The following is a 19547-nucleotide window of genomic DNA, read 5'->3' on the forward strand; positions in this document are numbered from 1 at the left end:
AACGCGGGCGGCGTCAGCCGTCGCGCGAATCGGGGCGGATCTGCGCGCGGCACGCCGGGCGGTTCGCTCGAGTCGCGGTGAAAACGGTGGCGCGGCTCATTGCTTCTAGCTCGCCAGGTACGCCGTTTTCACGGCGGTCCAGAACGCGGCATCGCTCGCGCCATAGGCCGACGCCTTGCGCCCGCCGCCGGGTCCGTGATGCTCGACGGCCGTGGTCGGCAGATTGATCGTGACGAGACCGCTCTGCACGTGGCGGCGAAAATGCCGCGCGCGTTCGAGCGAGCGCGTGCAGATGCCGGCGCACAGTCCGTAGGCGGTGTCGTCCGCGAGATGTAGCGCGTGTTCGTAATCGTCCGCGCGCAGCACGACCGCGAGCGGCCCGAAAATCTCTTCACGCGCGATGCGATGCTCCGATTCGCCGATAAACAGCGCCGGCTCGAAAAAATAGCCGCGCGTCGCGCGCTCCAGTTGCCGCCCGCCGCGCAGCAACTGCGCGCCTTCCTGCTCGCCGACGCGCACGTAGTCGAGATTGCGTTCGAGCTGCGCGGCGTTCGCCACCGGGCCGATATCGGTACCGTGCTTCAACGCGTGATCGACGGTGAGTTTCGCGAGCTTTGCCTGCAACGCGTCGACGAACGGCGCGAACACCGCGCGTTCGACGATCAGCCGCGCGGCAGCCGTGCTGCGCTGGCCGGTCGCGCTGAAGGCACCGGTGAGCGCCGCGTCGACCGCGCCGTCGAGATCGGCGTCGGCCAGCACGACGAACGGATTCTTGCCACCCATCTCGAGCTGCACGCGCGCCTGGCGCGTCGCGGCGGCCTGCAGCACGCGCGTGCCGGTGTCGGACGAACCTGAGAAGCTGATCGCCGCGACGAGCGGATGTGCGACGATGCGCGCACCGACCTTGCGTCCGCTGCCCATCACGAGGTTGAACACGCCGGCCGGCAAGCCCGCGCGACTGACGATCGACGCGAGCGCCGCCGCGCAGGCCGGCGCCGATTCGGCCGGCTTGTAGACGACGCAGTTGCCGTGCGCGAGCGCGGCGCCGATCTTCGCCGCGGCGATCGCGAGCGGCGCGCTCCACGGCGCGATGATGCCGACCACCCCGAGCGGCTCGCGCGTCATGTCGATTTCGACGCCGGCACGCGCCGACGCGAGCGGCTCGACGAACGCGCGCAGCGCCTCGGCCGCGAACAGCTTGAACAGTTGCCCTGCGCGCGTCGCTTCGGCGAGCGCCTCGGGCAGCACCTTGCCGACTTCACGCGCGAGCAGCCGGGCCAGCTCCTCGCGGCGCGCGAGCATTTCGCTGCCGATCGCGTCGAGCGCGTCGGCGCGGCGCTGTGCGGAGGCGAGCGACCAGTCGCGAAACGCCGCGTGCGCAGCCTCGATCGCGCTGTCGGTCTGCCGCACGTCGGCGCGCACGTATTCGCCGACCGGCTCGTCGAGATCCGACGGATTGAGCGACAGGCCCGTGGTCGCGCCGGTCTCCCATCCGCCATTGATGTAATGGCGAAACGGGCTGGCAACGAGGGGGACGAGCGGATCGCGGTTCATCGGCGAAAAAAGGCGCACCGTAAGTTCACAAAGTCCACGAATGGTATGAGCCGGCCCAATAACTTTCCAATCCCTTTTTAGGCTTCTCCGATATCAGTTTCGGTATGGCATCATGGAGCTTCAGAGGAAGAACGTACAAACATCGCTCGTAAAAACCCAGGAGACCCTGCGATGACGCGTAGCTATTCGAACTGGTTCGTGCGCGCGCGGCTGAAGACGCGCCAGTTACTGCTGCTTGCCGCGATGGAGGAGGAGGGCAACGTGCGCCGCGCGGCCGACGTGCTCGGCATGACGCAACCGGCCGCGTCGCGCCTGTTGAAAGAGCTCGAGGACATGCTCGGCGTGAGCCTGTTCGACCGCACGCCGCACGGTATGCATGCGACGCTGTACGGCGAGGTGATGATCCGCCACGCGCGCATGGTGCTGTCGAACCTGAGCCAGGCGCACGACGAAATCTCGGCGCTGCGCTCGGGGCTCGCGGGTCAGGTGCGTATCGGCGTGATCGCCGCGGCCGCCGCGACGATGGTGCCGCGCGCGATCGCGAGCGTGAAGGAGCGTTATCCGCAGTTGCAGATCTGGGCCGAGGTCGAGACCTCCGACGTGATGCTGCCGCGGCTCGCCGAAGGGGATCTCGACATCATGATCGGCCGCGTGCTCGAACGGCAGAACCAGTTCAAGACCGACGTGCGCTACGAACCGCTCGCCGACGAACCGCTGTGCGTGGTCGCGCGTCCCGGCCATCCGCTCGAAAATGAAACGGGATTGACGCTGCGCGGTATCGTCAACGCAGCGTGGGTGCTGCATCCGCCGGGCAGCGTGCTGCGCCATCGCTTCGATCTGGTGTTTTCGCAGATCGGCCTGAATCCGCCGCAGAACGTCGTCAATACGAACAACTTCCTCGCGATTTCGAGCCTGCTGCTGCAAAGCGACATGTTGGCGGTATTGCCCGATGAAGTGGCGCGTCAGTACCAACAGTACGGGGTATTGAAGCGCGTCCCGATCGATTTGCCTTGCAGGATGGATACATTCGGTATCATCACGCGCCAGTCGCATCTGTTGTCGCCGGCGGCCGCCGTCGTGCTCGACGCGCTGCGAGATGCGGCTCGCGACGTGTACGGCACGACCACGGAACCGGCAGTGGCCCGGTAAATGCTTCCTTCTGTGTCATAGGCACCGGCTGACGGCGCGGGAGGAACATACGATGTACAGCAAACACAAGAAACGGCAACGCGCCGTCGACGATTCATTTTCGCTGCGCTCCGGTGGAGCGAGCGCCTGGTTTAGCAACGGCATGGCTCTCAAATCGACGATATACAAGGCGGAACTGCAGATCGCTGACATGGACCGGCACTATTACGCCGACCATTCGCTGACGATCGCCCGTCACCCCTCCGAAACCGACGACAGGATGATGGTCCGCGTCGCCGCGTTCGCGCTGTTCGCGCAGGAACGGCTGGAGTTCTGCAAAGGTTTGTCGGATGTCGACGAACCGGATCTGTGGGCGAAGGATCTGACCGGCGCGATCGACACGTGGATCGAGGTCGGCCAGCCCGATGAGCGCCGCATCGCCAAGGCGAGCGGGCGGGCGAATCACGTGGTCGTGATCGCGTATGGCGGGCGTACTTCGGAAATCTGGTGGCAGGGCGTGCGCAACAAGGTCGAGCGCCTGCGCAACGTGACGGTCTGGACGCTCGGCGAAGACGTCGCGGCATCGCTCGGCTCGCTTGCCGAACGCACGATGCGGCTGCAATGCACGGTGCAGGACGGCGAAGCATGGCTCGGCAGCGCCGAAGCCGATGCGGTGAAGATCGACTGGACCATACTGAAGGCGCCCGCCGATGCGTGACGGCTCAGGTCTGAACCAGTTTTTGCGCCGCTTCGTTCTCGCATTCAGAGCGACGTGACCCGCGCCGCTTCCGGCGCCCCCTTCAGCTCGACCATATTGCCCTCCGGGTCGAACAGATACAGCGACGGCCCGAACCCGTCCGCGCCATAACGCACTCCCTGTTCGCCGAGCCGCGCGCCATGCGCGCTCAGATGCGCCTTCAGCGCGTCGGCGTCGAACGACTCGACGCGCAGACACAGGTGGTCCATGTTGCGCCCCGTGCCCGCCGCGCCGTTTTCCGCGCGATCGAGCTTCGCGCCGACCTGCAGCAGATCGATCAGTGATCGGCCCGCGCGCAGTTGCGTGAGGCCGAGTTCGCGCTGCTCCTTTTCAACGCTGCAACCGAGTACGTCGCAGTAAAAGCGCGCGAGAGTTTCGACGTGCGTCGCCCGGATCACGACGTGGTCGATCTCGCGAATGTGGATTTTCATGTCGAACGCCCTTTCGCTAGTTCGGAGAACCGATTAGGAAGTGTAGGAGAAAGGAAAGGGCGGAGTGGATCGGCGGGAAGTCGTGGGCGAACCGGACCAAATGCGGACCAGGCGCGGACAGAAAACGCAGGCAAAAAAAAGCCCGCTCAAGTGGAGCGGGCTGAATCCATATCAGGAGGAGACATGGAGGAGACAAGGACTAATATACACATCGGCTTGGTGCGACGCAATAACTTTTTAAGGGAAAACCCGATATCGTGCGAAATTGCCGCACTTTGAGGCAAAACGTCCGGCCGCAGGGCATTCCAAGGCGTTTCGGATCGCGATTTGCCGGGTTTGACCCCACTATGGGTACGGACAAGCGCGTCCGAATGACAGAGCAAGATCCGGCGCGTACTGTGTAGCGTTCGGGCCTAGATTGATGAGCATCGACACTGCCTGCCCATCCGGGCCCCAGGACATCATGAACCCCACCACTCGCCATTCCGCCCCCATGCGCGCCGCCGCCGACGTCGACACCACCCAGTGGCGCACCGACGACGAACGCTGGGACGCCGTCACCCACCGCGACCGCGATGCCGACGGCGCATTCTTCTACGCGGTCAGGACGACCGGCGTGTTCTGCCGGCCGTCGTGCGCGTCGCGCCAGCCGCGCCGCGAAAACGTCGCTTTCTTCACCGATGCCGCCGCCGCGCGCGCCGCGGGCTTTCGCGATTGCAAGCGCTGCCAGCCCGGCGGTCTGCCGCGCGAGCTCGACATCGTCGCCAGGGCGTGCGCCGCGCTCGACGCCGATCCGCAGCAGCGCCTCACGCTCGCGCAACTGAGCGATGCCGTGCACGTGAGCCCGTTCCATTTGCAGCGCCTGTTCAAGCGCGTGGTCGGCGTCTCGCCGCGTCAGTACCAGGCCGCGCAGCGCGGCGCCGCGTTGCGCGATGCGCTGCAGGGCGGCGCCGACGTCACGCGCGCGACGCTCGACGCCGGTTTCGGCTCGCCGTCGCGAATGTACGACAGCGCGCCGGCCGAGCTCGGCATGGCGCCGTCCGCGTATCGCCGCAAGGGCGCAGGCCTGACGGTGCGCTATGCGAGCGCGCCGACCTCGCTCGGCTTCGTGCTGGTCGCCGCGACTGACAAGGGCATCTGCAAGATCGGTTTCGGCGACGACACCGCGCTGCTGATCGACGAATTGCGCGGCGAGTTCGCGAATGCCGAGCTGCGCGAAGACGCCGGCCGGCTCGCGCCGTTCATCGCACAGATTGACGCGTATCTGCGCGGCACGCGCCAGGACTTCGAGTTGCCGCTCGATATCGCGTCGACCGCATTCAAGCAGCGCGTATGGGATGCGCTGCGGCGAATCCCGTACGGCGAGACACGCAGCTATTCGCAGATCGCCGAGGCGGTCGGCTCGCCGCGGGCGGTGCGCGCCGTCGCGAGCGCATGCACGACCAACCCGGTCGCGCTCGCGATTCCTTGCCATCGCGTCGTGCAGAAGGGCGGGGCGCTCGCCGGCTATCGCTGGGGGCTGCCGCGCAAGGCCGCGTTGCTCGACAATGAGGCGCAGCACGCAGGCGGCGTTTCAGCCAGCGACGCGCCCCGCCGCGACGCAAGCCGCACAGATGCCGACTCCCACAACTCCCAACTGGATCACGCCGCTTGAGCACGCTTCACGAGGTTGCAACTCTCGAATTGCCGTTCAAGGCACCGTTCGACTGGCCGCGGCTGCTGCGCTTTTTCAGCGGCCGCGCGACGCCTGGCGTCGAAGCCGTCGAGGACGGCGCGTATCGTCGCGCGATCGACTGGAACGGCGACAGCGGCACACTCAGCGTGCGGCTGCATCCGCGCAAGCGCTGCATCGTCGCGAGCATCGAAGGGCCGGCGAGCCGCCACGCCGATGCACTCGCCGCGCCAATCGCAAGAATGTTCGATCTGCGCGCCGATCCGAAGAAGATCGCCGCCGGACTCGCGGCGGACCTCTGGCTCGCGCCGCTCGTCGCCGCGGTGCCCGGCCTGCGCGTGCCGGGCGCGTGGTCCGGCTTCGAACTGGTGGTGCGCGCGATCGTCGGTCAGCAGGTCAGCGTGAAGGCCGCGACGACCATCATCGGACGGCTCGTGCAGCGAGCGGGCGAACGCATCGACGGGCATCCGCACGAAAACACCGCGTGGCGTTTTCCGACGCCGGCCGCGCTCGCCGAAGTCGATCTCGCGCAGATCGGCATGCCGGGCAAACGCGTCGCCGCGTTGCAGGGCTTCGCGCGTGCGGTCGCGAGCGGCGACGTGCCGCTCGACAGCAGCGACACCGTCGACGCCGCGAGCCTGCGCGCCGCATTGCTCGCGCTCGCGGGCATCGGCCCATGGACCGTCGAATACGTCGCGATGCGTGCATGGCGCGATCCCGATGCATGGCCCGAGGCGGATCTCGTGCTGATGCAATCGATCTGCGCGCGCGATCCTTCGCTCGTACGGCCCGCGCAACAGCGCAGCCGCACCGACGCGTGGCGGCCGTATCGCGCGTATGCCGCGATGCATCTGTGGAACGAGGTGGCGGATCGGGCGGGCGCTGCGCGCGGGGGATGAGCTGAGCGTCGTCGCGACGTGCCGATGCCGATGGCGTAGTTCAGCGCGACCTCGACGTGCCCGCTGAAACTCCGCCGAAGCGGCCGCAAGCAGCGGTTCTGGCGAGATGTTAAAGTGCCCGCTACTGAAAATTCCGCCGAACGTTGTCAGCCGCTATACCGTCTATGGATCGTCTGGCGATACACGGCGACCGGCAACGCCCGACTTGCATCAATGCCAAACACCACACCTTCCTGCACGACCGACGCGCTTTCGCACCGCCTGTCCGTGCTCGACTCGAGCCCGCAGCGCGATGTGCTGATACGCGGCCTGCGCGGCATCGAAAGGGAAAGCCTGCGCGTGACGCGCAACGGCCAGCTCGCGATGACGCCGCATCCGCGCGGGCTCGGCTCGGCGCTCACGCACCCGTCGCTGACGACCGACTACTCCGAGGCGCTGCTCGAGCTGATCACGCCGGCTGAGCAGGACGCCGCCGAAACCCTCGCGCAACTCGACGTGCTGCATCGTTTCGTCTACGCGGAGCTCGGCGACGAGATCCTGTGGAACAACTCGATGCCGGGACTGTTGCCCGCCACCGACGATGGCATTCCGATCGCGCACTATGGCACCTCGAACATCGGCAAGCTGAAGTACGTGTACCGCGTCGGCCTCGCGCTGCGCTATGGCCGCACGATGCAGTGCATCGCGGGCATCCACTACAACTATTCGCTGAGCGAAGACGTGTGGCGCCTGCTGCACGCCGATCAGCAATCCACCGCGAACGCCGTCGACTTCCAGTCCGACCGCTACCTCGCGCTGATCCGCAATTTCCGCCGCACGAATTGGCTGCTGATGTATCTGTTCGGCGCGTCGCCAGCGCTCGATCGGCGCTTTCTCCGCGATCGCAAACACACGCTCGAGACGTTCGACGCCGACACGCTGTACCGCCCGTACGCGACCAGCCTGCGCATGAGCGATCTCGGCTATTCGAACACGACCGCGCAAGCCGCGCTGCACGCCGACTACGACACGCTGCCCGGCTATCTCGACGCGCTCGCGAAAGCCGTGAGCCAGCCGTATCCCGCCTACGAGCAGATCGGCACGCAACGCGACGGCGAGTGGGTGCAGATCAACACCAACGTGCTGCAGATCGAAAACGAGTTCTATTCGACGATTCGTCCGAAGCGCGTCACGTATCCGGGTGAGCGGCCGTTGCATGCGCTCGCCGCGCGCGGCGTGCAATACGTCGAAGTGCGTTGCATGGACATCGATCCGTTCGAGCCGGCCGGCATTTCGCTCGAAACGTCGCGCTTTCTCGACGCGTACCTGCTCGTATGCGCGCTCGACGACAGCGCGTCCCTGCCTCCGCCCGCGTACACCGAAGCGAACCAGAACTTCGGCCGCGTGACGATGGAAGGCCGCAAGCCAGGCCTCGAACTGGTTCGCGACGGCAAGCCGGTCGCGATGATCGACTGGGCCGACGAACTGCTCGTGAAAATCGACGCCGCGGCGGCCGTGCTCGACAGCCTGAAGGGCGGCGACGAACACGCGCGCGCGGTCGCCGCGCAACGCGCGAAGCTCGCGGACGTGTCGCTGACGCCATCGGCGCGCGTGCTGCAAACGATGCGCGACCAGCAGCAAAGCTTCCTCGCGTTCGGCCTCGCGCAAAGCGAAGCGCACGCCGCGTACTTCCGTGCGCGTCCGCTCGATGCCGCGCAGTCCAAGGCGTTTGCCGACCTCGCGGTGCGATCGCTCGACGAACAGACGAAGCTCGAACGCGACGAGGTTGGTTCGTTCGATGCGTTCGTCGCTGCGTATCGGGCCTATACGCTCAATCGCTTCAGCGTCTGAGCGTTCGGACCACAGCATCCTGGAAGTGCTTCAAGCGGCCCACGTGGCCGCTTTTTCTTTGCCCCGAGTAACGCGCAGGTAACCTCTACGGATTGCGCTCTTCAGGCGTCCCCGGAATCGGCAAATACTCCGCGCGACGTCGCGATTCTCTGATCTGGGTGAAACACCGCTTCGATGGGGTGGTCCAAAATCTTATGACATGCTCCACAGGGGAGGTATCGACGTGAGGAACAAAGCTCTGTTGGCCGCGCTGTGTTTCTTGGCGACGACGGCATGCTCGACCCAGGGTCAGGTCGATCCCGATGTCATGCAGATCGCGACCAGGCCGTTGACGTGTTCGAACAAGGCCGAATGCGACCTCTGGTGGCAACGGGCGCAAACGTGGGTCGCGAGTCATTCGAAGTACAAGATCGAGACCGCTAACGACTCGCTGATCCAGACCGCCGGCCCGGACGGCGGCAAGCGCGCGCTCGCGTTTCAGATCACGCGCGCCGCAGGTCCCGATGGCACTACCACGATCGGCTTTTCGGCGCATTGCGACAGCTCGCTCGGCTGCAAGCCGAATCCGTGGGAAGCCGGTGCGGATTTCAAGCAGTATGTGAGAGGCACCACGGGCACAGCCGCCAGCGCGCCGCAAGGCAGCGCGACGCCATCGCAGAACGCGCCCGATGCGACGCATCCGGAGACGATGCCCCGTAACACGACCAGGCTGCCGAATGGCGAGGCGATGTCGCAATAGATCGAGCGGTGGCCGCAGCGGCGATGCGTTCGCCGCTGCCGCGCGTTTGCTTCAGTGTCCTAATGAAGGCCCGGTGCCTTTGCGCGGCTTCGTGATCCACACGAGCACCGCCAGCACGATAAACGCCGCGCCCGAGATGCGGAAGAAGTCGTTGGTGGCCATCATGTACGCCTGACTCGTCACCACCTGGTTCAGCTGCGCGGTCAGGCTGTCGCCGGAGAGCCCGGCGCCCGCCAGCGCATTCGTATAGGCGTTGGTGTTCGCCGAATACGTGTTGACCGTATCTGCAAGCATCGCGTGGTGATAGATCGTGTCGTTTTCCCAGAACGTCGTGCTGATCGCGGTGCCGATCGCGCCCGACAACGTGCGGAAAAAGTTCGACAAACCCGACGCGCTTGCAAGACGCTCGTCGGACACGCTCGACAGCGTGATCGTCGTCATCGGCACGAAGAAGCAGGCGACGCCGATCCCCTGCACGAGCCGCGGCAGGATCACGTGGCCGAACGGCACGTCGAGCGTGAACGTCGAGTTCCAGAACGATACGAGCGCGAACACGATGAACGCGAAGCTCGCGACCATGCGCAGATTGAGCCGATGCATGTTCTTGCCGATCATCGGCGACAGAAACAGCGCGAGCAATCCGACCGGTGCCGTGGCGAGACCCGCGAGGCCGGCCGTATAGCCCATCACCGTTTGCAGCCATAGCGGGAAGATCACCACCGAGCCGAAGAACGCCATGAAGCCGAACGAGACGATCACGACGCCGAGCGCGAAGTTGCGATCCTTGAACAGCGACAGGTCGACGATCGGCTCCTTCTCGGTCAACTCCCACACGAGCAGGAACGCGATCGACACGAGCGCGATCACGGCGAGCGCCACGATGAACGTCGAGTTGAACCAGTCGCGGTCCTTGCCGAGGTCGAGCATCATCTGCAGACACGACACGCCGGTCACGAGCAGCACGAGGCCCACCGCGTCGATGCGCTGGCGCGTCGTCTGCGTCTCGCGGCCACGCAGCAGCAGATACGCGCAGAACGCCGAGAACAGGCCGATCGGCACGTTGATGTAGAAGATCCACGGCCACGTGAAGTTATCGGTGATGTAGCCGCCCATCACCGGGCCGAAGATCGGCGCGCAGATCACAGTCATCGCCCATAAGCCGAGCGCGAGTCCACGTTTGGCGGGCGGGTAGGAGCGCATCAGGATCGTCTGCGACAGCGGCACCATCGGCCCGGACACGAGCCCTTGCACGAGCCGGAAGGCGATCAGCGATTCGAAGTTGTGCGCGAAACCGCAGGCCGCCGACGCGATCGTGAACAGCAGCACGGACAGCGTGAAAAGTCGTACCTCGCCGACGCGTCGCGCGAGCCAGCCGGTCAGCGGCACGGCGATCGCCGAGGCGACCGAGTACGACGAGATCACCCAGGTGCCCTGGCTTGCGGCGACGCCGAGGCTGCCGGAAATGGTCGGCACCGCGACGTTCGCGATCGAGGTGTCGAGCACCTCCATGAAGGTGCCGAGCGCAAGGCCGACGGTCAGCAGCGCGAGCGTGCCGCCCTGGAGCGGGGCGAGTTCTGCTGCGGGCAGCGTGGCGTTGGAAGCCGTGGCATCCATAGGTTTGTTCTCCTCAGGCGGCGAAAGCTTGTCGCGGCAGCCTTATCGCGTGTTTCAGATACCATGCTTGCATGCCGCATCATCCTCTGCCCAGACAGATATCTGATGACAATGACGCCTTGCAAAAGCGCCTCGTGATTGTCCTGCTAGTACTTCGTGATGACGCGCCGCCGCCATCCGACGACGACCATTGTTTGACGCATGCTTCGGCTCATCCCGGCGGCTCGTCCGGCGGTGGCGCCGGTCCGCAACCCACGTCGGCGTCTCCCTCGGGACCGTTTGCGATGAAACGGGCGAGCAGGTGAATCAGCGTCGCGTGCTCCTCCGCGGTAAAACCGCGCAACTGGTCGTTCAGCACAGTTGCGCCGAGGTTCGGCAACTGGCGCGCGGCCTCGTGGCCCTGCTGCGTCAGCTCAAGTTTCACCATGCGTCGGTCGTCGCTGCTGCGGGTGCGCACGACGAAGCCCTTCTTTTCCAGCCGGTCGAGCAGACGCGTCATCGAGCCGCTGTCGTACGACATCGCGCGCGACAACTCGAATGGCGTGCTCGCGCGCCGCGACGACAGCATCAGAATCACGCCGATCTGCTGCGCGGTGAGCCCGAGCGGCTTGACCGCACGGTCCGTGCGCTCGACCAGCACGTTGCGCGCTTTCGTCAGGTAGTAGCCGAGACTGCTCGTGAGCTCGACCTCGTCCGCTTTGTAGGGGCCATCAGTCATGGGGTATCCGCAACATCCAGGCAAGACGAAGTTTAGCTGCCTAAGCAGACAAGTCAAATCGCATTTTGCGGTGCGCAACGAGGCCAACCGAAATACAACAGTCGAATCAATTGCGCCGCACAGTATCTTGAAATTTGATTGCATAGTCAATATTATGACAAGCAATGAGTTTCGCGCATCCTGCGCCATTCGAGACCATGTTCTGACCGATCGATCGCACGCCGCCCGCCTCGCGACGCGCGCCAAAGGATTTCCCCGATGCTGTACCTCAAAAACACGCTTGGCGGCCTCAGCCGCTCACTGACCGATTCCGCACTCCATACCTTCCAGGGCCGACACCGCTGGTGGAAGCTCGCGCTGTTTGCGGGACTGTTCGTGCTGCCGGGTGGGTCGGTGGGTGTCGCGTTGCTCGCGTGGGCCGAGCATCGAAGGGGGACGAAGCGGGCGAGGAAAGGCAGCGTTGTGGGCGCGGAATCCAGCGAGATCGTGCTGCCGAAGGAAAGCTTCGTGATAAAGGCGGGAAACCTCGTCCCCGCGACGGCCAACAGCGGTAACGCTTGCCTCGCGCCTGGCGGTGCGTCGTGCCGGGCCTCCGCTGGCAAGCTCGCGTGTCAGCGTCAACGCCAGCAGACCCAATCCACGGAATCGCGGCTCTGAAGGTGCACCGATTCGCAGCGCACTTTTCGGCACACAGTTTCGCTTCGTCTAGCCATCTGAACGACCGCGAACCCGCAACCCCTCGCGCCGCCGGTAACAACGCGTAACCAGCGCGTCACCGCAAGTAACACACCTGCGCACCGCATCGCATTAACCTTTCGGCTTTCAGTTTCCCGCGCTCGCCCGGGCTCATACGCTAACATTCCGGCAGACCACGATCTCGCCCGGCCGGTGGCGCCATTCCCGGCCGCATTGCGGCGTCCAGAAGGAATTCATTGCATGCAGTCTGATCGAATGTCGCGAGCGCTTGCGCCGCGCGTCCTGTCCCTTGCCGTGAGCGCGGCCTGCGCGACGCTCCTGGCCGCCTGCGCGGTCGGTCCGAACTATCAGCGGCCGGCCACCGAGATCCCCGCGTCGTTCAAGGAAGCCGCGCCCGGCTGGAAAGTCGCCGAACCCGCCGATCAACACGACCGCGGCGACTGGTGGGCGATCTATGAAGACCCGAAGCTCAACGAACTCGAAGCCAAGCTCAACACCGCGAACCAGACCATCGCGCAATTCGCCGCGAGCTACCGGCAGGCGCGCGCGCTCGTCGGCGAAGCGCGGGCAGCGTACTTCCCGACGATCGGTGCGTCGGCGGGCGCGACGCGCTCGGGCAACGGCACGCAATCCAGTGGCAATGCGACTACGGCGACCAGTCGCGAGGGCATCACCAACAGCTTCAACGTGCAGATGACGGCGAGCTGGGAGCCCGACCTGTGGGGCTCGGTCACGCGCTCGGTCAACGCGCAGAAAGCCGGCCAGCAGGGCGCGGCCGCCGACCTCGCGAACGCGCGCCTGTCCGCCCAGGCCACGCTCGCGCAGACCTACTTCCTGCTGCGCGCGCTCGACTCCACGCAGAAGCTGCTCGACGACACCGTGATCGCCTATCAGCGCTCGCTGCAACTCACGCAGAATCAGTACGCGGCCGGCGTCGCCGCGCGCTCGGACGTGATCCAGGCGCAAACGCAGCTGCAATCGGCGCAGGCCGCCGCGATCGACAACGGCATCCAGCGCGCGCAGGACGAGCACGCGATCGCGGTGCTGGTCGGCGTGCCCGCGTCGATGTTCTCCCTGCCGCCGATGCCGCTCACCGCGACGCCGCCCGCCGTCCCTGCGCAGATGCCCTCCGCGCTGCTCGAACGCAGGCCGGATATCGCATCGGCGGAACGCAAGGCCGCGGCGGCGAACGAGCAGATCGGCGTGGCGATCGCCGCCTTCTTCCCGTCGCTGACGCTGTCGGCGACCGGCGGCTTCGAGAACTCGGTGTTCTCGCAATTGTTGACGTTGCCGTCGCGCTTCTGGACGCTCGGCCCGCAACTGGCCGGGACGATCTTCGACGCCGGCCTGCGCAAAGCGCAAACCGAGGCCGCGCGTGCCACTTATGACGCGGATGTCGCGACCTATCGGCAGACGGTGCTCGCCGCGTTCCAGGACGTCGAGGACAACCTCGTGTCGCTGCGCATCCTCGAACAGGAAATCGTCGTGCAGCGGCAGGCGGTCGACTCGGCGCGCCAGGCGCTCGCCATCGTGACGAACGAGTACAAGGCGGGTACGGTCGGCTTCGTCAATGTGCTGACCGCGCAGACCACGGCTTTCACGGCCGAACAGAAGCTCGAGAATATCGCCGGGCAGCGGATGGTGTCGTCGGTGGGGCTCGTGAAGGCGCTCGGCGGCGGCTGGGACGCGTCGCAGATGAATCGCGAGACCGGCGATGTCGCGGCGCCCGCGCCGCTGCCGGCATCGGCGCCGACGGCTGCGGCCACCTCAGTCGGCGCGCCGTCCATCGCACAGAGCACCGCGTCGGGCACAGACGCGCCGCAAGCGCGGGTGCAGAGCAAATAATGTCCGCTGCGCTCGCCGCGCAGCAACGCCACAAAACAGAAGAGGCATGGTCGCAACTCGCGGCCATGCCTCTTTTTTCATCGCGCCACGCGCGCGAACCACGCGCCTCGGCACACATCAGCGCACGTCAGCCCCAACTCAGTGCACGAACGTCAGCGCCACCGTATCCGGCCCGCTAGGCCGGCCAAGCAGATTCAGCAGGCCGGCGAGGTTATCGTGCTGTTCCGGCGCGGCGCTCGCCGTGCCATGAAACGACATCGATGCGGCCGACACCGTGCCGCTGCCGGTCAGCGTCAACGGACCCTTGATCGTGCTCAGATCGAGCACCGACGACGTGCCCTGCGCCTGAAACCTGACCCGGTACGACCCGAGCGGCTTCACGAGCGACACCCGGGAGCTGACGTCGTCGAGCGTCATCGTCAGTTGGCCGAACGCTTCGCCGTTGAAACTGCGCCACCCGGACCACGACAGTTGCACGTTGCCCTGCAGATCGAGCGTGTTGAATGGCGCGCCAAGCCCCGCGAGCAGCGACGCCGGCACCGCGAGCACGCCCGGCGTGACGGTTGCGCCGCGCGGCGTCGCTTCGACCGTGACCGGGTCGGGCATCGCCTCGCTATGGCGCATGACCATGCGCACGCGTCCGGTGAAAAGCGGCCAGAACGCCGTGCGCCATTCGATCCGACCAGGCAGCAGCGTCGCCGCGCTCATATCGGCGCCGGCGGCCAGCATCAGGGTCGCCGAGCCGTGCCACAGCGAGCCCTCGGCGTCGACGAGATTGACGTGCCCGTGCGTTTGCCGCGCGAACTGCGGCGTAATCCAGGCGGCCGGCAGTAACGCGAGCGTCACGGCCGCCACCGACAAAACGGCGACCACCAGCCACGGCAGCGCCGCACGCAGGCGCCACATCCAGTAATTCATGCGAGATCCTGTAGCGAGCGGCGCGTTTGTTATTTCGCGGTCGACGGTTGCAGCGCGACCGTCAGATCGACCTGGCCGTCGTCTTTCAACGCGGTGATGTGCGCCTCGGAGACCTGCACCTTGAACTGCTTGCGCACGTCATCGACCCACGCGGTCCAGGCCGGAAACGCCACGTTTTTCATTTGCACCTGCACCGCGTTGCCGACGAACTGCACCTGCGTCGCGGCGAGGCCATGTTCGCCGAGCGATGCGGAAAGCGCGTCCTTCAGCGCCGCGCCGGTCGGCGCGACACCTTGCGCGGCCGCCGACAGCGAGCGCGCCTCGTTCGACTGCGCGGTCATCTGCGCAAGCTGCCGCTGCAGGCTGGGCAGCGATTCACGCAGGTGCGCGCGGCCATCCTGCGCGGGCGCCCACAGCACCGACCACGCAATCGCCACGGCGAGCGCGGCGCCGCCCCACGTCAGCAGCGCCTTTTCACGATCGGTGCGCTGGTCCCAGAAGCCAGCCCATGTTTGAGCGAGTTCAGCTTTCATTGTCCGTTCCTGATGGTCCACTTGCCGGTACTGCTGTCGATCGCGCCGGTAAGGCCGTTGCGCGCGAGGCGCTTGGCGAAGTCGGGGTCGACCTTGACCGCGGGTTTGAAGGTCACGTCGAGGCGGTGCTCGTGATAGTCGAGCGCGGCAATGCCGTTGACCGGCAGCGGCGACAGCGAGCGCGCGAGGCCGTCGGCGAGCGACAGGAAATCCTCCGGCGACAGCTCGCCCGCCGCCACGCGCAGCTGTTGCACCTGACGCGCCATCTGATCGGGCGCGTCGAGTACGACGGTCGTCTTCGGGAACGTATTGAGCAGCAGCTCCGTCATCTGCGTGTTGATCGCGTCACGCTGACGCGCAAGCATCAGCCACTGCACGTTCGCGCCGATGATCGCGACGACGAGCGCGGCGAGCGCGAGCACGATCGGCAGACGCAGACGCCGCAGCGTCGCGCGATCGAGGCGCCACGGCTGCGACGCGAATTCGAACTGGCACAGGTCGAAGCGGCATTCGAGCGCGCGCCGCGCGAGCTGCTCGAACGGCAGCGGACTCGCGCCGTGAATATGCGAGGCGAGCCGCGCGGGACTCGTCGTGGATTGGTTCGGCTCGTTGCCGGGCACCTCAGTCAGCATGTACAGCGACACCGGCGCCGCACCCGCTAGCGCGGACAGCGTCGCGTTCACCGCATCGGCCGGCGCCGCGAAACCCTCGCCCTGGACACCGCGTGCAATCGCCAGTTCGACGCGCGGCACGCCGCTGTCGAGCGCGCCTTCGACGAGCAGCGCGGGTGCGGTCTGCACGACCGCACCGAGCACCGCGGCCACCATCGGCACGATGGACGGCGCTTCGGGCGCGACCACCGGCGCGATGCCCGGTAGCGACGTCGCGACGCTCGCCCCGCCGGCCATCGCCGGCTCGCGCACTTCGGCTGTTTCATCGTCGTTCGCGGCAACTTCGGTCACCGGTGCCAGCGGCAGGCAACGCGTGACCGGCACCGCGCGCAGACTGCGATGACCGGCCGCCGTGAACGCCTCACAGATGAAACGGAACCAGCCGCGATCAATGATCGCGAGCAGGTGCCGACCTTCACCAAGCCCCTGCGGATCGACCGCGATATGGCAGGTCTGCGGGTCCTGGATCAGTTGATCCTCGACGATATTGGGCAGCGCCTGGCGCAGCTTCGGGCCACGCAGCGGCGGCAGCGTCGCGGGCATCAGCAGCAGGTCGCGCGCGGCGAGCATCAGCACCGTCGTGCCGGCGCGCGGCAGCAGCGCGAGTGCCGAGCGGCCGGCGCGCTGCGTGCGCCCCGTCTTGTCGAGCAGCACGAACGGCAGCTCGGGCAGTTGCCATTCCTGCGAGGGCACCGCCGGATCACGCGGTGGCAATAGGACGATCAGCGTGCTCAAAGGCCACTCTCTCTGTGGATTGCGTTGTTCATAGTTGGTCTTGTACCCGCACGATACGCGTGGTGTGAGTTAGCGGATCGCGATAGACGAGCGTCGTGCGATCCACTTCGGCGCGCTCGTGCTGCACACTGCCGTGGACTAAAAAGTAGCTCGAATTGACGTCGAACTGGTTCGGATCGATCGACACCGATTGCACACCGGCGGCGGTCAGCGCGAGCTGCACGTCGCCGGCGTTGCGGAAAAACACGGTCTGGCGCCGCGCGACGAGTGCTTGCGCCTGCGACACGGTCATGCCCGGCACCACCGCCGCGATCACTTCGGCCGACGCGGTGTTCATGTTGATCGCGGTGGTCGTAGGCAGCACGGTGACGAACGGCCGCAGCTTCGCGACGATCTCCGGCGTGTAGCCCGGAATGTCGAGCAGCGAATCGACGCTCGTCATCAGCAGCGGCGCGACCGCCACGTTGTCGTCGCCGTCCTCGATGCCGGGCTGGTTCGTGAAGTTGCCGCCCGTCATACCGCCGCCGCCACCCACCTGCGGCGTGCTGCTGATCGACGTGCCGGTCTGAAAGCGCGTCGCCGATTGCGACAGCCCCGCGCGCACGTGCAGCGCGGTCACTTTGGCGAGCTGCCCGCTCAGGCCGAGCGACACCAGCAGGCGCTGATACGCGGCCATCTGCTCGGCGCTGATTTGCGTCACGCCGGGCGCCGGAGTTGCGACCAGATTGCGCAGATTGAATCGGGACTGCGCGTCCTCGATCGAGCCCGACAGGTAGGTGGCCGCGCCTTGCTCAGCGCGTACCTCGCCAATCTGGCCGAGAAAATCCGACAGCCGGGTTTTCGCGATCGGCACGCCCCACAAGCCGCCCAGATACGTGATGCCAGCCGACGTATCGCCTTCGGAGCGCAGAATCAGCCGGGTCCAGTCGAGCGCGCCGCGCGCGACCCATTGCGCCTGCGACAACAGCCGCTGATTCTCGATGCGCCGGATTTGCACCTGCTGGCGCCACAACATGCCGGACACGAGGATCGCCGACAGCGCGACCACGAGCAGCGCGCTGATGATGGCCACGCCGCGCTCGCGCGCGCCGGCCACGCGCGAACCAGATGCCGACTTTTTCGACGACGACGAGGAGAACGTCATGTCATTCTCCGACCAGAAAAACGCGCGTGACCGGCCGCGCGAGCGATGTTGCGCCGATGCTGACCTCGAGCCCCGTCACCGAGCGCGGCATCGGCGCGTTGCCGAGCTGCGGCACCTTCAGGTTGTTGACGGCCTCGGTCATCGCGGTCTGTACGTCGTTCATCCGTATTGTCCAGCCGAGCTTCGGCACGTACATGCGCGCCGAGATCGAGCCGACGCCACCCATCAGCGGCACCGCGCTCCAGCCTTCGTCGCTGCCGTGCAACGCGCGCCGCAATTCGCCGACGTTGCCGAGCGGCGGCGACGCGTAGCGCACCACGCGGCCGTTCGAGATCTGATAGCGCACCACCTGCAGACGCGGCGCGGTGGCCGGCAGCACCATGTGCCGCACGATCTTCAGCGCGTTGCCGGACACCGAGACCGCGGCCTGGCCCGATTCGTCGTCGCTGGCGGCCTGGCGTGCGTCGATGCGCATCTGGTCGAACAGCTGCGCGAACACGCGTTCGTCTTCCATCGCGTTCGTGATCGTCGTGCGGCCGCGGATGATCTGATCGAGCCCCCGCCATGACAGCACGGCGATCACCGCGAGGATCGCGATCGCGACCAGCAGTTCGATCAGCGTGAAGCCGCGCGCGCCATAACGGCGGCGGCGCTCACAGCGAGCGGTTGTTTTCATTCGCGACCACCGTGACCATCTGCGCGAGATTGCCGGACTGCCCAGGCATCGTCACCATCACTTCGACACGGCGAAACACCGGATTCGGCGTCGCCGTCACATGCTCGGTACAGCGCAGTTGCAGATTGCCTTGCGAGCAATCGAAGCTCGTTGAGCCGATGTTGGGCCATGCATGCTTCAGATGAAGGTCCGCGAGCGCGTTGTCCGCGCTCCAGCCGGCGAGCAGACGCCGGTGCAGATCGGCTTCGCCGCTCGCGAGACTGCCGACCGCGCGCAGCGACGCGGCAAGCGCGATCGCGATGATGGCGAGCGCGACCAGCACCTCGATCATCGTGAAGCCACGCTCCTCGCGGCACCCGACATCGCGCATCATGAAGAGGGAAGGGGCACGGACCGACCTGCCATAGCGAAGCATCCGCATCTCAGCGCACCTCGTAGCGGCCATTGCCGGTACCGACGATCGTCGCCTGGCCGGCCGCCGAAAACAGCGTGACCTGGACCGGCACGTCGATCGCCTCGGTACCGAACACGATGCGATCGGCGTGCGAATCCGAGCCCGGGTAACTGATCGCGACACTGGTCACGCCGCCTTCCCACTGACGCGGTCCGAGCAGTTCGTCGCGCAGCGGACGCCAGCCGTCCTGGGTGCGTTGATCGAAACGGAAGCCGCCCTCGAACGGCTGCCACGCGATCGGCCGCGCGCGCACCTGCGCTTCATCGCCAGCCGATTCGAACAGCAACGCGAGACGCTGCGCTTCCTCGTTCAGATCGGTGCGCGGATTGCGGGTCATCGTGACCGCGGTCAGCGACACGAGCAGGCCCGCGATCACGAGCACGACCATCATTTCGAGCAGCGTGAAGCCTGCCGCGCGGCGGCGGCGCAGGCGGGAGCGCGGCCGCGAAGGCGTACACGGAGTGTCCACACGGGACTTGCAAGCGGACGTGCGCATAGTGCCGGCCATCGACGATCAACGGAAATTCATACAG

At 66.3% G+C, this 19547-nt stretch carries 19 protein-coding genes; 8 read left to right on the forward strand and 11 right to left on the reverse strand.

Annotation, left to right across the window (positions count from 1 at the left end; genetic code table 11):
• Nucleotides 1-105: 105 nt before the first annotated feature.
• Nucleotides 106-1554 carry an aldehyde dehydrogenase family protein gene (locus F6X39_RS00910; protein ID WP_187615162.1) on the reverse strand — a complete coding sequence of 483 codons (1449 nt, stop codon included), beginning with the start codon at nt 1552-1554 and terminating at the stop codon, nt 106-108.
• A 171-nt stretch (nt 1555-1725) separates the two neighbouring features.
• Here F6X39_RS00910 and F6X39_RS00915 point away from each other — a divergent pair, with 171 nt between their 5' ends.
• Nucleotides 1726-2703, forward strand: a complete 978-nt coding sequence (locus F6X39_RS00915) for a LysR family transcriptional regulator (RefSeq protein WP_187615163.1) — start codon at nt 1726-1728, stop codon at nt 2701-2703.
• 142 nt (nt 2704-2845) lie between these two features.
• Nucleotides 2846-3400: a YaeQ family protein gene (locus F6X39_RS00920; RefSeq protein ID WP_187615333.1), complete on the forward strand. Its 555-nt coding sequence runs from the start codon at nt 2846-2848 to the stop codon at nt 3398-3400.
• 44 nt (nt 3401-3444) lie between these two features.
• On the opposite strand, the gene F6X39_RS00925 is transcribed toward F6X39_RS00920, so the two are convergent.
• The gene (locus tag F6X39_RS00925; protein ID WP_018418913.1) at nt 3445-3870 is read right to left on the reverse strand and encodes a VOC family protein; all 426 of its coding nucleotides are present in this window, start codon (nt 3868-3870) and stop codon (nt 3445-3447) included.
• Between the two features lie 493 nt (nt 3871-4363).
• On the opposite strand from F6X39_RS00925, the gene ada reads away from it, so the two are divergent.
• The 4 genes from ada to F6X39_RS00945 all read left to right on the forward strand — a co-directional run bounded on the left by ada (nt 4364) and on the right by F6X39_RS00945 (nt 9010).
• On the forward strand, nt 4364-5524 hold the full coding sequence (ada, locus tag F6X39_RS00930; protein ID WP_187615335.1) for a bifunctional DNA-binding transcriptional regulator/O6-methylguanine-DNA methyltransferase Ada: 1161 nt from the start codon (nt 4364-4366) through the stop codon (nt 5522-5524).
• Nucleotides 5521-6441 (forward strand): DNA-3-methyladenine glycosylase family protein, encoded by a 921-nt coding sequence (locus F6X39_RS00935; RefSeq protein WP_187615164.1) that lies wholly within the window; start codon nt 5521-5523, stop codon nt 6439-6441. Before ada ends, F6X39_RS00935 begins: the two co-directional genes overlap by 4 nt.
• A 213-nt stretch (nt 6442-6654) precedes the next feature.
• Nucleotides 6655-8271 carry a glutamate--cysteine ligase gene (gene gshA / locus F6X39_RS00940; protein WP_187615165.1) on the forward strand — a complete coding sequence of 539 codons (1617 nt, stop codon included), beginning with the start codon at nt 6655-6657 and terminating at the stop codon, nt 8269-8271.
• Between the two features lie 223 nt (nt 8272-8494).
• Nucleotides 8495-9010 (forward strand): hypothetical protein, encoded by a 516-nt coding sequence (locus F6X39_RS00945; protein ID WP_187615166.1) that lies wholly within the window; start codon nt 8495-8497, stop codon nt 9008-9010.
• Nucleotides 9011-9061: 51 nt separating this feature from the next.
• On the opposite strand, the gene F6X39_RS00950 is transcribed toward F6X39_RS00945, so the two are convergent.
• Together F6X39_RS00950 and F6X39_RS00955 are read right to left on the reverse strand one after the other, a co-directional pair.
• Complete coding sequence (locus F6X39_RS00950) at nt 9062-10624, reverse strand: DHA2 family efflux MFS transporter permease subunit (RefSeq protein ID WP_187615167.1); 1563 nt, start codon at nt 10622-10624, stop codon at nt 9062-9064.
• Between the two features lie 211 nt (nt 10625-10835).
• Complete coding sequence (locus F6X39_RS00955) at nt 10836-11342, reverse strand: MarR family winged helix-turn-helix transcriptional regulator (protein WP_018418907.1); 507 nt, start codon at nt 11340-11342, stop codon at nt 10836-10838.
• A 258-nt stretch (nt 11343-11600) separates the two neighbouring features.
• On the opposite strand from F6X39_RS00955, the gene F6X39_RS00960 reads away from it, so the two are divergent.
• A complete protein-coding gene (locus F6X39_RS00960; protein ID WP_187615168.1) occupies nt 11601-11999 on the forward strand; it encodes a hypothetical protein in 399 nt (132 codons plus the stop codon).
• Between the two features lie 279 nt (nt 12000-12278).
• A complete protein-coding gene (locus F6X39_RS00965; RefSeq protein WP_187615169.1) occupies nt 12279-13883 on the forward strand; it encodes an efflux transporter outer membrane subunit in 1605 nt (534 codons plus the stop codon).
• Between the two features lie 138 nt (nt 13884-14021).
• Here F6X39_RS00965 and F6X39_RS00970 read toward each other — a convergent pair whose 3' ends face one another.
• The 7 genes from F6X39_RS00970 to F6X39_RS01000 are packed head-to-tail and all read right to left on the reverse strand — an operon-like array spanning nt 14022 to nt 19522.
• A complete protein-coding gene (locus F6X39_RS00970) occupies nt 14022-14801 on the reverse strand; it encodes a type II secretion system protein N (RefSeq protein WP_187615170.1) in 780 nt (259 codons plus the stop codon).
• A gap of 29 nt (nt 14802-14830) precedes the next feature.
• Nucleotides 14831-15334 carry a type II secretion system protein M gene (locus F6X39_RS00975; protein ID WP_184003022.1) on the reverse strand — a complete coding sequence of 168 codons (504 nt, stop codon included), beginning with the start codon at nt 15332-15334 and terminating at the stop codon, nt 14831-14833.
• Nucleotides 15331-16740: a type II secretion system protein GspL gene (gspL, locus tag F6X39_RS00980; RefSeq protein ID WP_187615171.1), complete on the reverse strand. Its 1410-nt coding sequence runs from the start codon at nt 16738-16740 to the stop codon at nt 15331-15333. The genes F6X39_RS00975 and gspL overlap by 4 nt, the downstream gene beginning before the upstream one ends.
• Before the next feature lie 28 nt (nt 16741-16768).
• On the reverse strand, nt 16769-17884 hold the full coding sequence (gene gspK, locus F6X39_RS00985; protein WP_187615172.1) for a type II secretion system minor pseudopilin GspK: 1116 nt from the start codon (nt 17882-17884) through the stop codon (nt 16769-16771).
• Nucleotide 17885: 1 nt separating this feature from the next.
• Nucleotides 17886-18560 (reverse strand): type II secretion system protein J, encoded by a 675-nt coding sequence (locus F6X39_RS00990; protein WP_187615173.1) that lies wholly within the window; start codon nt 18558-18560, stop codon nt 17886-17888.
• The gene (gene gspI / locus F6X39_RS00995; protein ID WP_184069951.1) at nt 18538-18930 is read right to left on the reverse strand and encodes a type II secretion system minor pseudopilin GspI; all 393 of its coding nucleotides are present in this window, start codon (nt 18928-18930) and stop codon (nt 18538-18540) included. The genes F6X39_RS00990 and gspI overlap by 23 nt, the downstream gene beginning before the upstream one ends.
• A 52-nt stretch (nt 18931-18982) precedes the next feature.
• Entirely contained in the window at nt 18983-19522 is a 540-nt protein-coding gene (locus F6X39_RS01000; protein WP_187615174.1) for a GspH/FimT family pseudopilin, read from the reverse strand.
• Nucleotides 19523-19547: the final 25 nt, after the last annotated feature.

Source organism: Paraburkholderia sp. UCT2 (assembly GCF_014397665.1).
Classification (GTDB): Bacteria; Pseudomonadota; Gammaproteobacteria; order Burkholderiales; family Burkholderiaceae; genus Paraburkholderia; species Paraburkholderia tuberum.

Bases quoted from the DNA above. Each gene is read 5' to 3' on its own strand.
- F6X39_RS00910 (WP_187615162.1), bottom strand. From the start codon at position 1,554: ATGAACCGCGATCCGCTCGTCCCCCTCGTTGCCAGCCCGTTTCGCCAT.
- F6X39_RS00915 (WP_187615163.1), top strand. From the start codon at position 1,726: ATGACGCGTAGCTATTCGAACTGGTTCGTGCGCGCGCGGCTGAAGACG.
- F6X39_RS00920 (WP_187615333.1), top strand. From the start codon at position 2,846: ATGGCTCTCAAATCGACGATATACAAGGCGGAACTGCAGATCGCTGAC.
- F6X39_RS00925 (WP_018418913.1), bottom strand. From the start codon at position 3,870: ATGAAAATCCACATTCGCGAGATCGACCACGTCGTGATCCGGGCGACG.
- ada (WP_187615335.1), top strand. From the start codon at position 4,364: ATGCGCGCCGCCGCCGACGTCGACACCACCCAGTGGCGCACCGACGAC.
- gshA (WP_187615165.1), top strand. From the start codon at position 6,655: ATGCCAAACACCACACCTTCCTGCACGACCGACGCGCTTTCGCACCGC.
- F6X39_RS00950 (WP_187615167.1), bottom strand. From the start codon at position 10,624: ATGGATGCCACGGCTTCCAACGCCACGCTGCCCGCAGCAGAACTCGCC.
- F6X39_RS00955 (WP_018418907.1), bottom strand. From the start codon at position 11,342: ATGACTGATGGCCCCTACAAAGCGGACGAGGTCGAGCTCACGAGCAGT.
- F6X39_RS00960 (WP_187615168.1), top strand. From the start codon at position 11,601: ATGCTGTACCTCAAAAACACGCTTGGCGGCCTCAGCCGCTCACTGACC.
- F6X39_RS00965 (WP_187615169.1), top strand. From the start codon at position 12,279: ATGCAGTCTGATCGAATGTCGCGAGCGCTTGCGCCGCGCGTCCTGTCC.
- F6X39_RS00970 (WP_187615170.1), bottom strand. From the start codon at position 14,801: ATGAATTACTGGATGTGGCGCCTGCGTGCGGCGCTGCCGTGGCTGGTG.
- F6X39_RS00975 (WP_184003022.1), bottom strand. From the start codon at position 15,334: ATGAAAGCTGAACTCGCTCAAACATGGGCTGGCTTCTGGGACCAGCGC.
- gspK (WP_187615172.1), bottom strand. From the start codon at position 17,884: ATGACGTTCTCCTCGTCGTCGTCGAAAAAGTCGGCATCTGGTTCGCGC.
- F6X39_RS00990 (WP_187615173.1), bottom strand. From the start codon at position 18,560: ATGAAAACAACCGCTCGCTGTGAGCGCCGCCGCCGTTATGGCGCGCGC.
- gspI (WP_184069951.1), bottom strand. From the start codon at position 18,930: ATGCGCGATGTCGGGTGCCGCGAGGAGCGTGGCTTCACGATGATCGAG.
- F6X39_RS01000 (WP_187615174.1), bottom strand. From the start codon at position 19,522: ATGGCCGGCACTATGCGCACGTCCGCTTGCAAGTCCCGTGTGGACACT.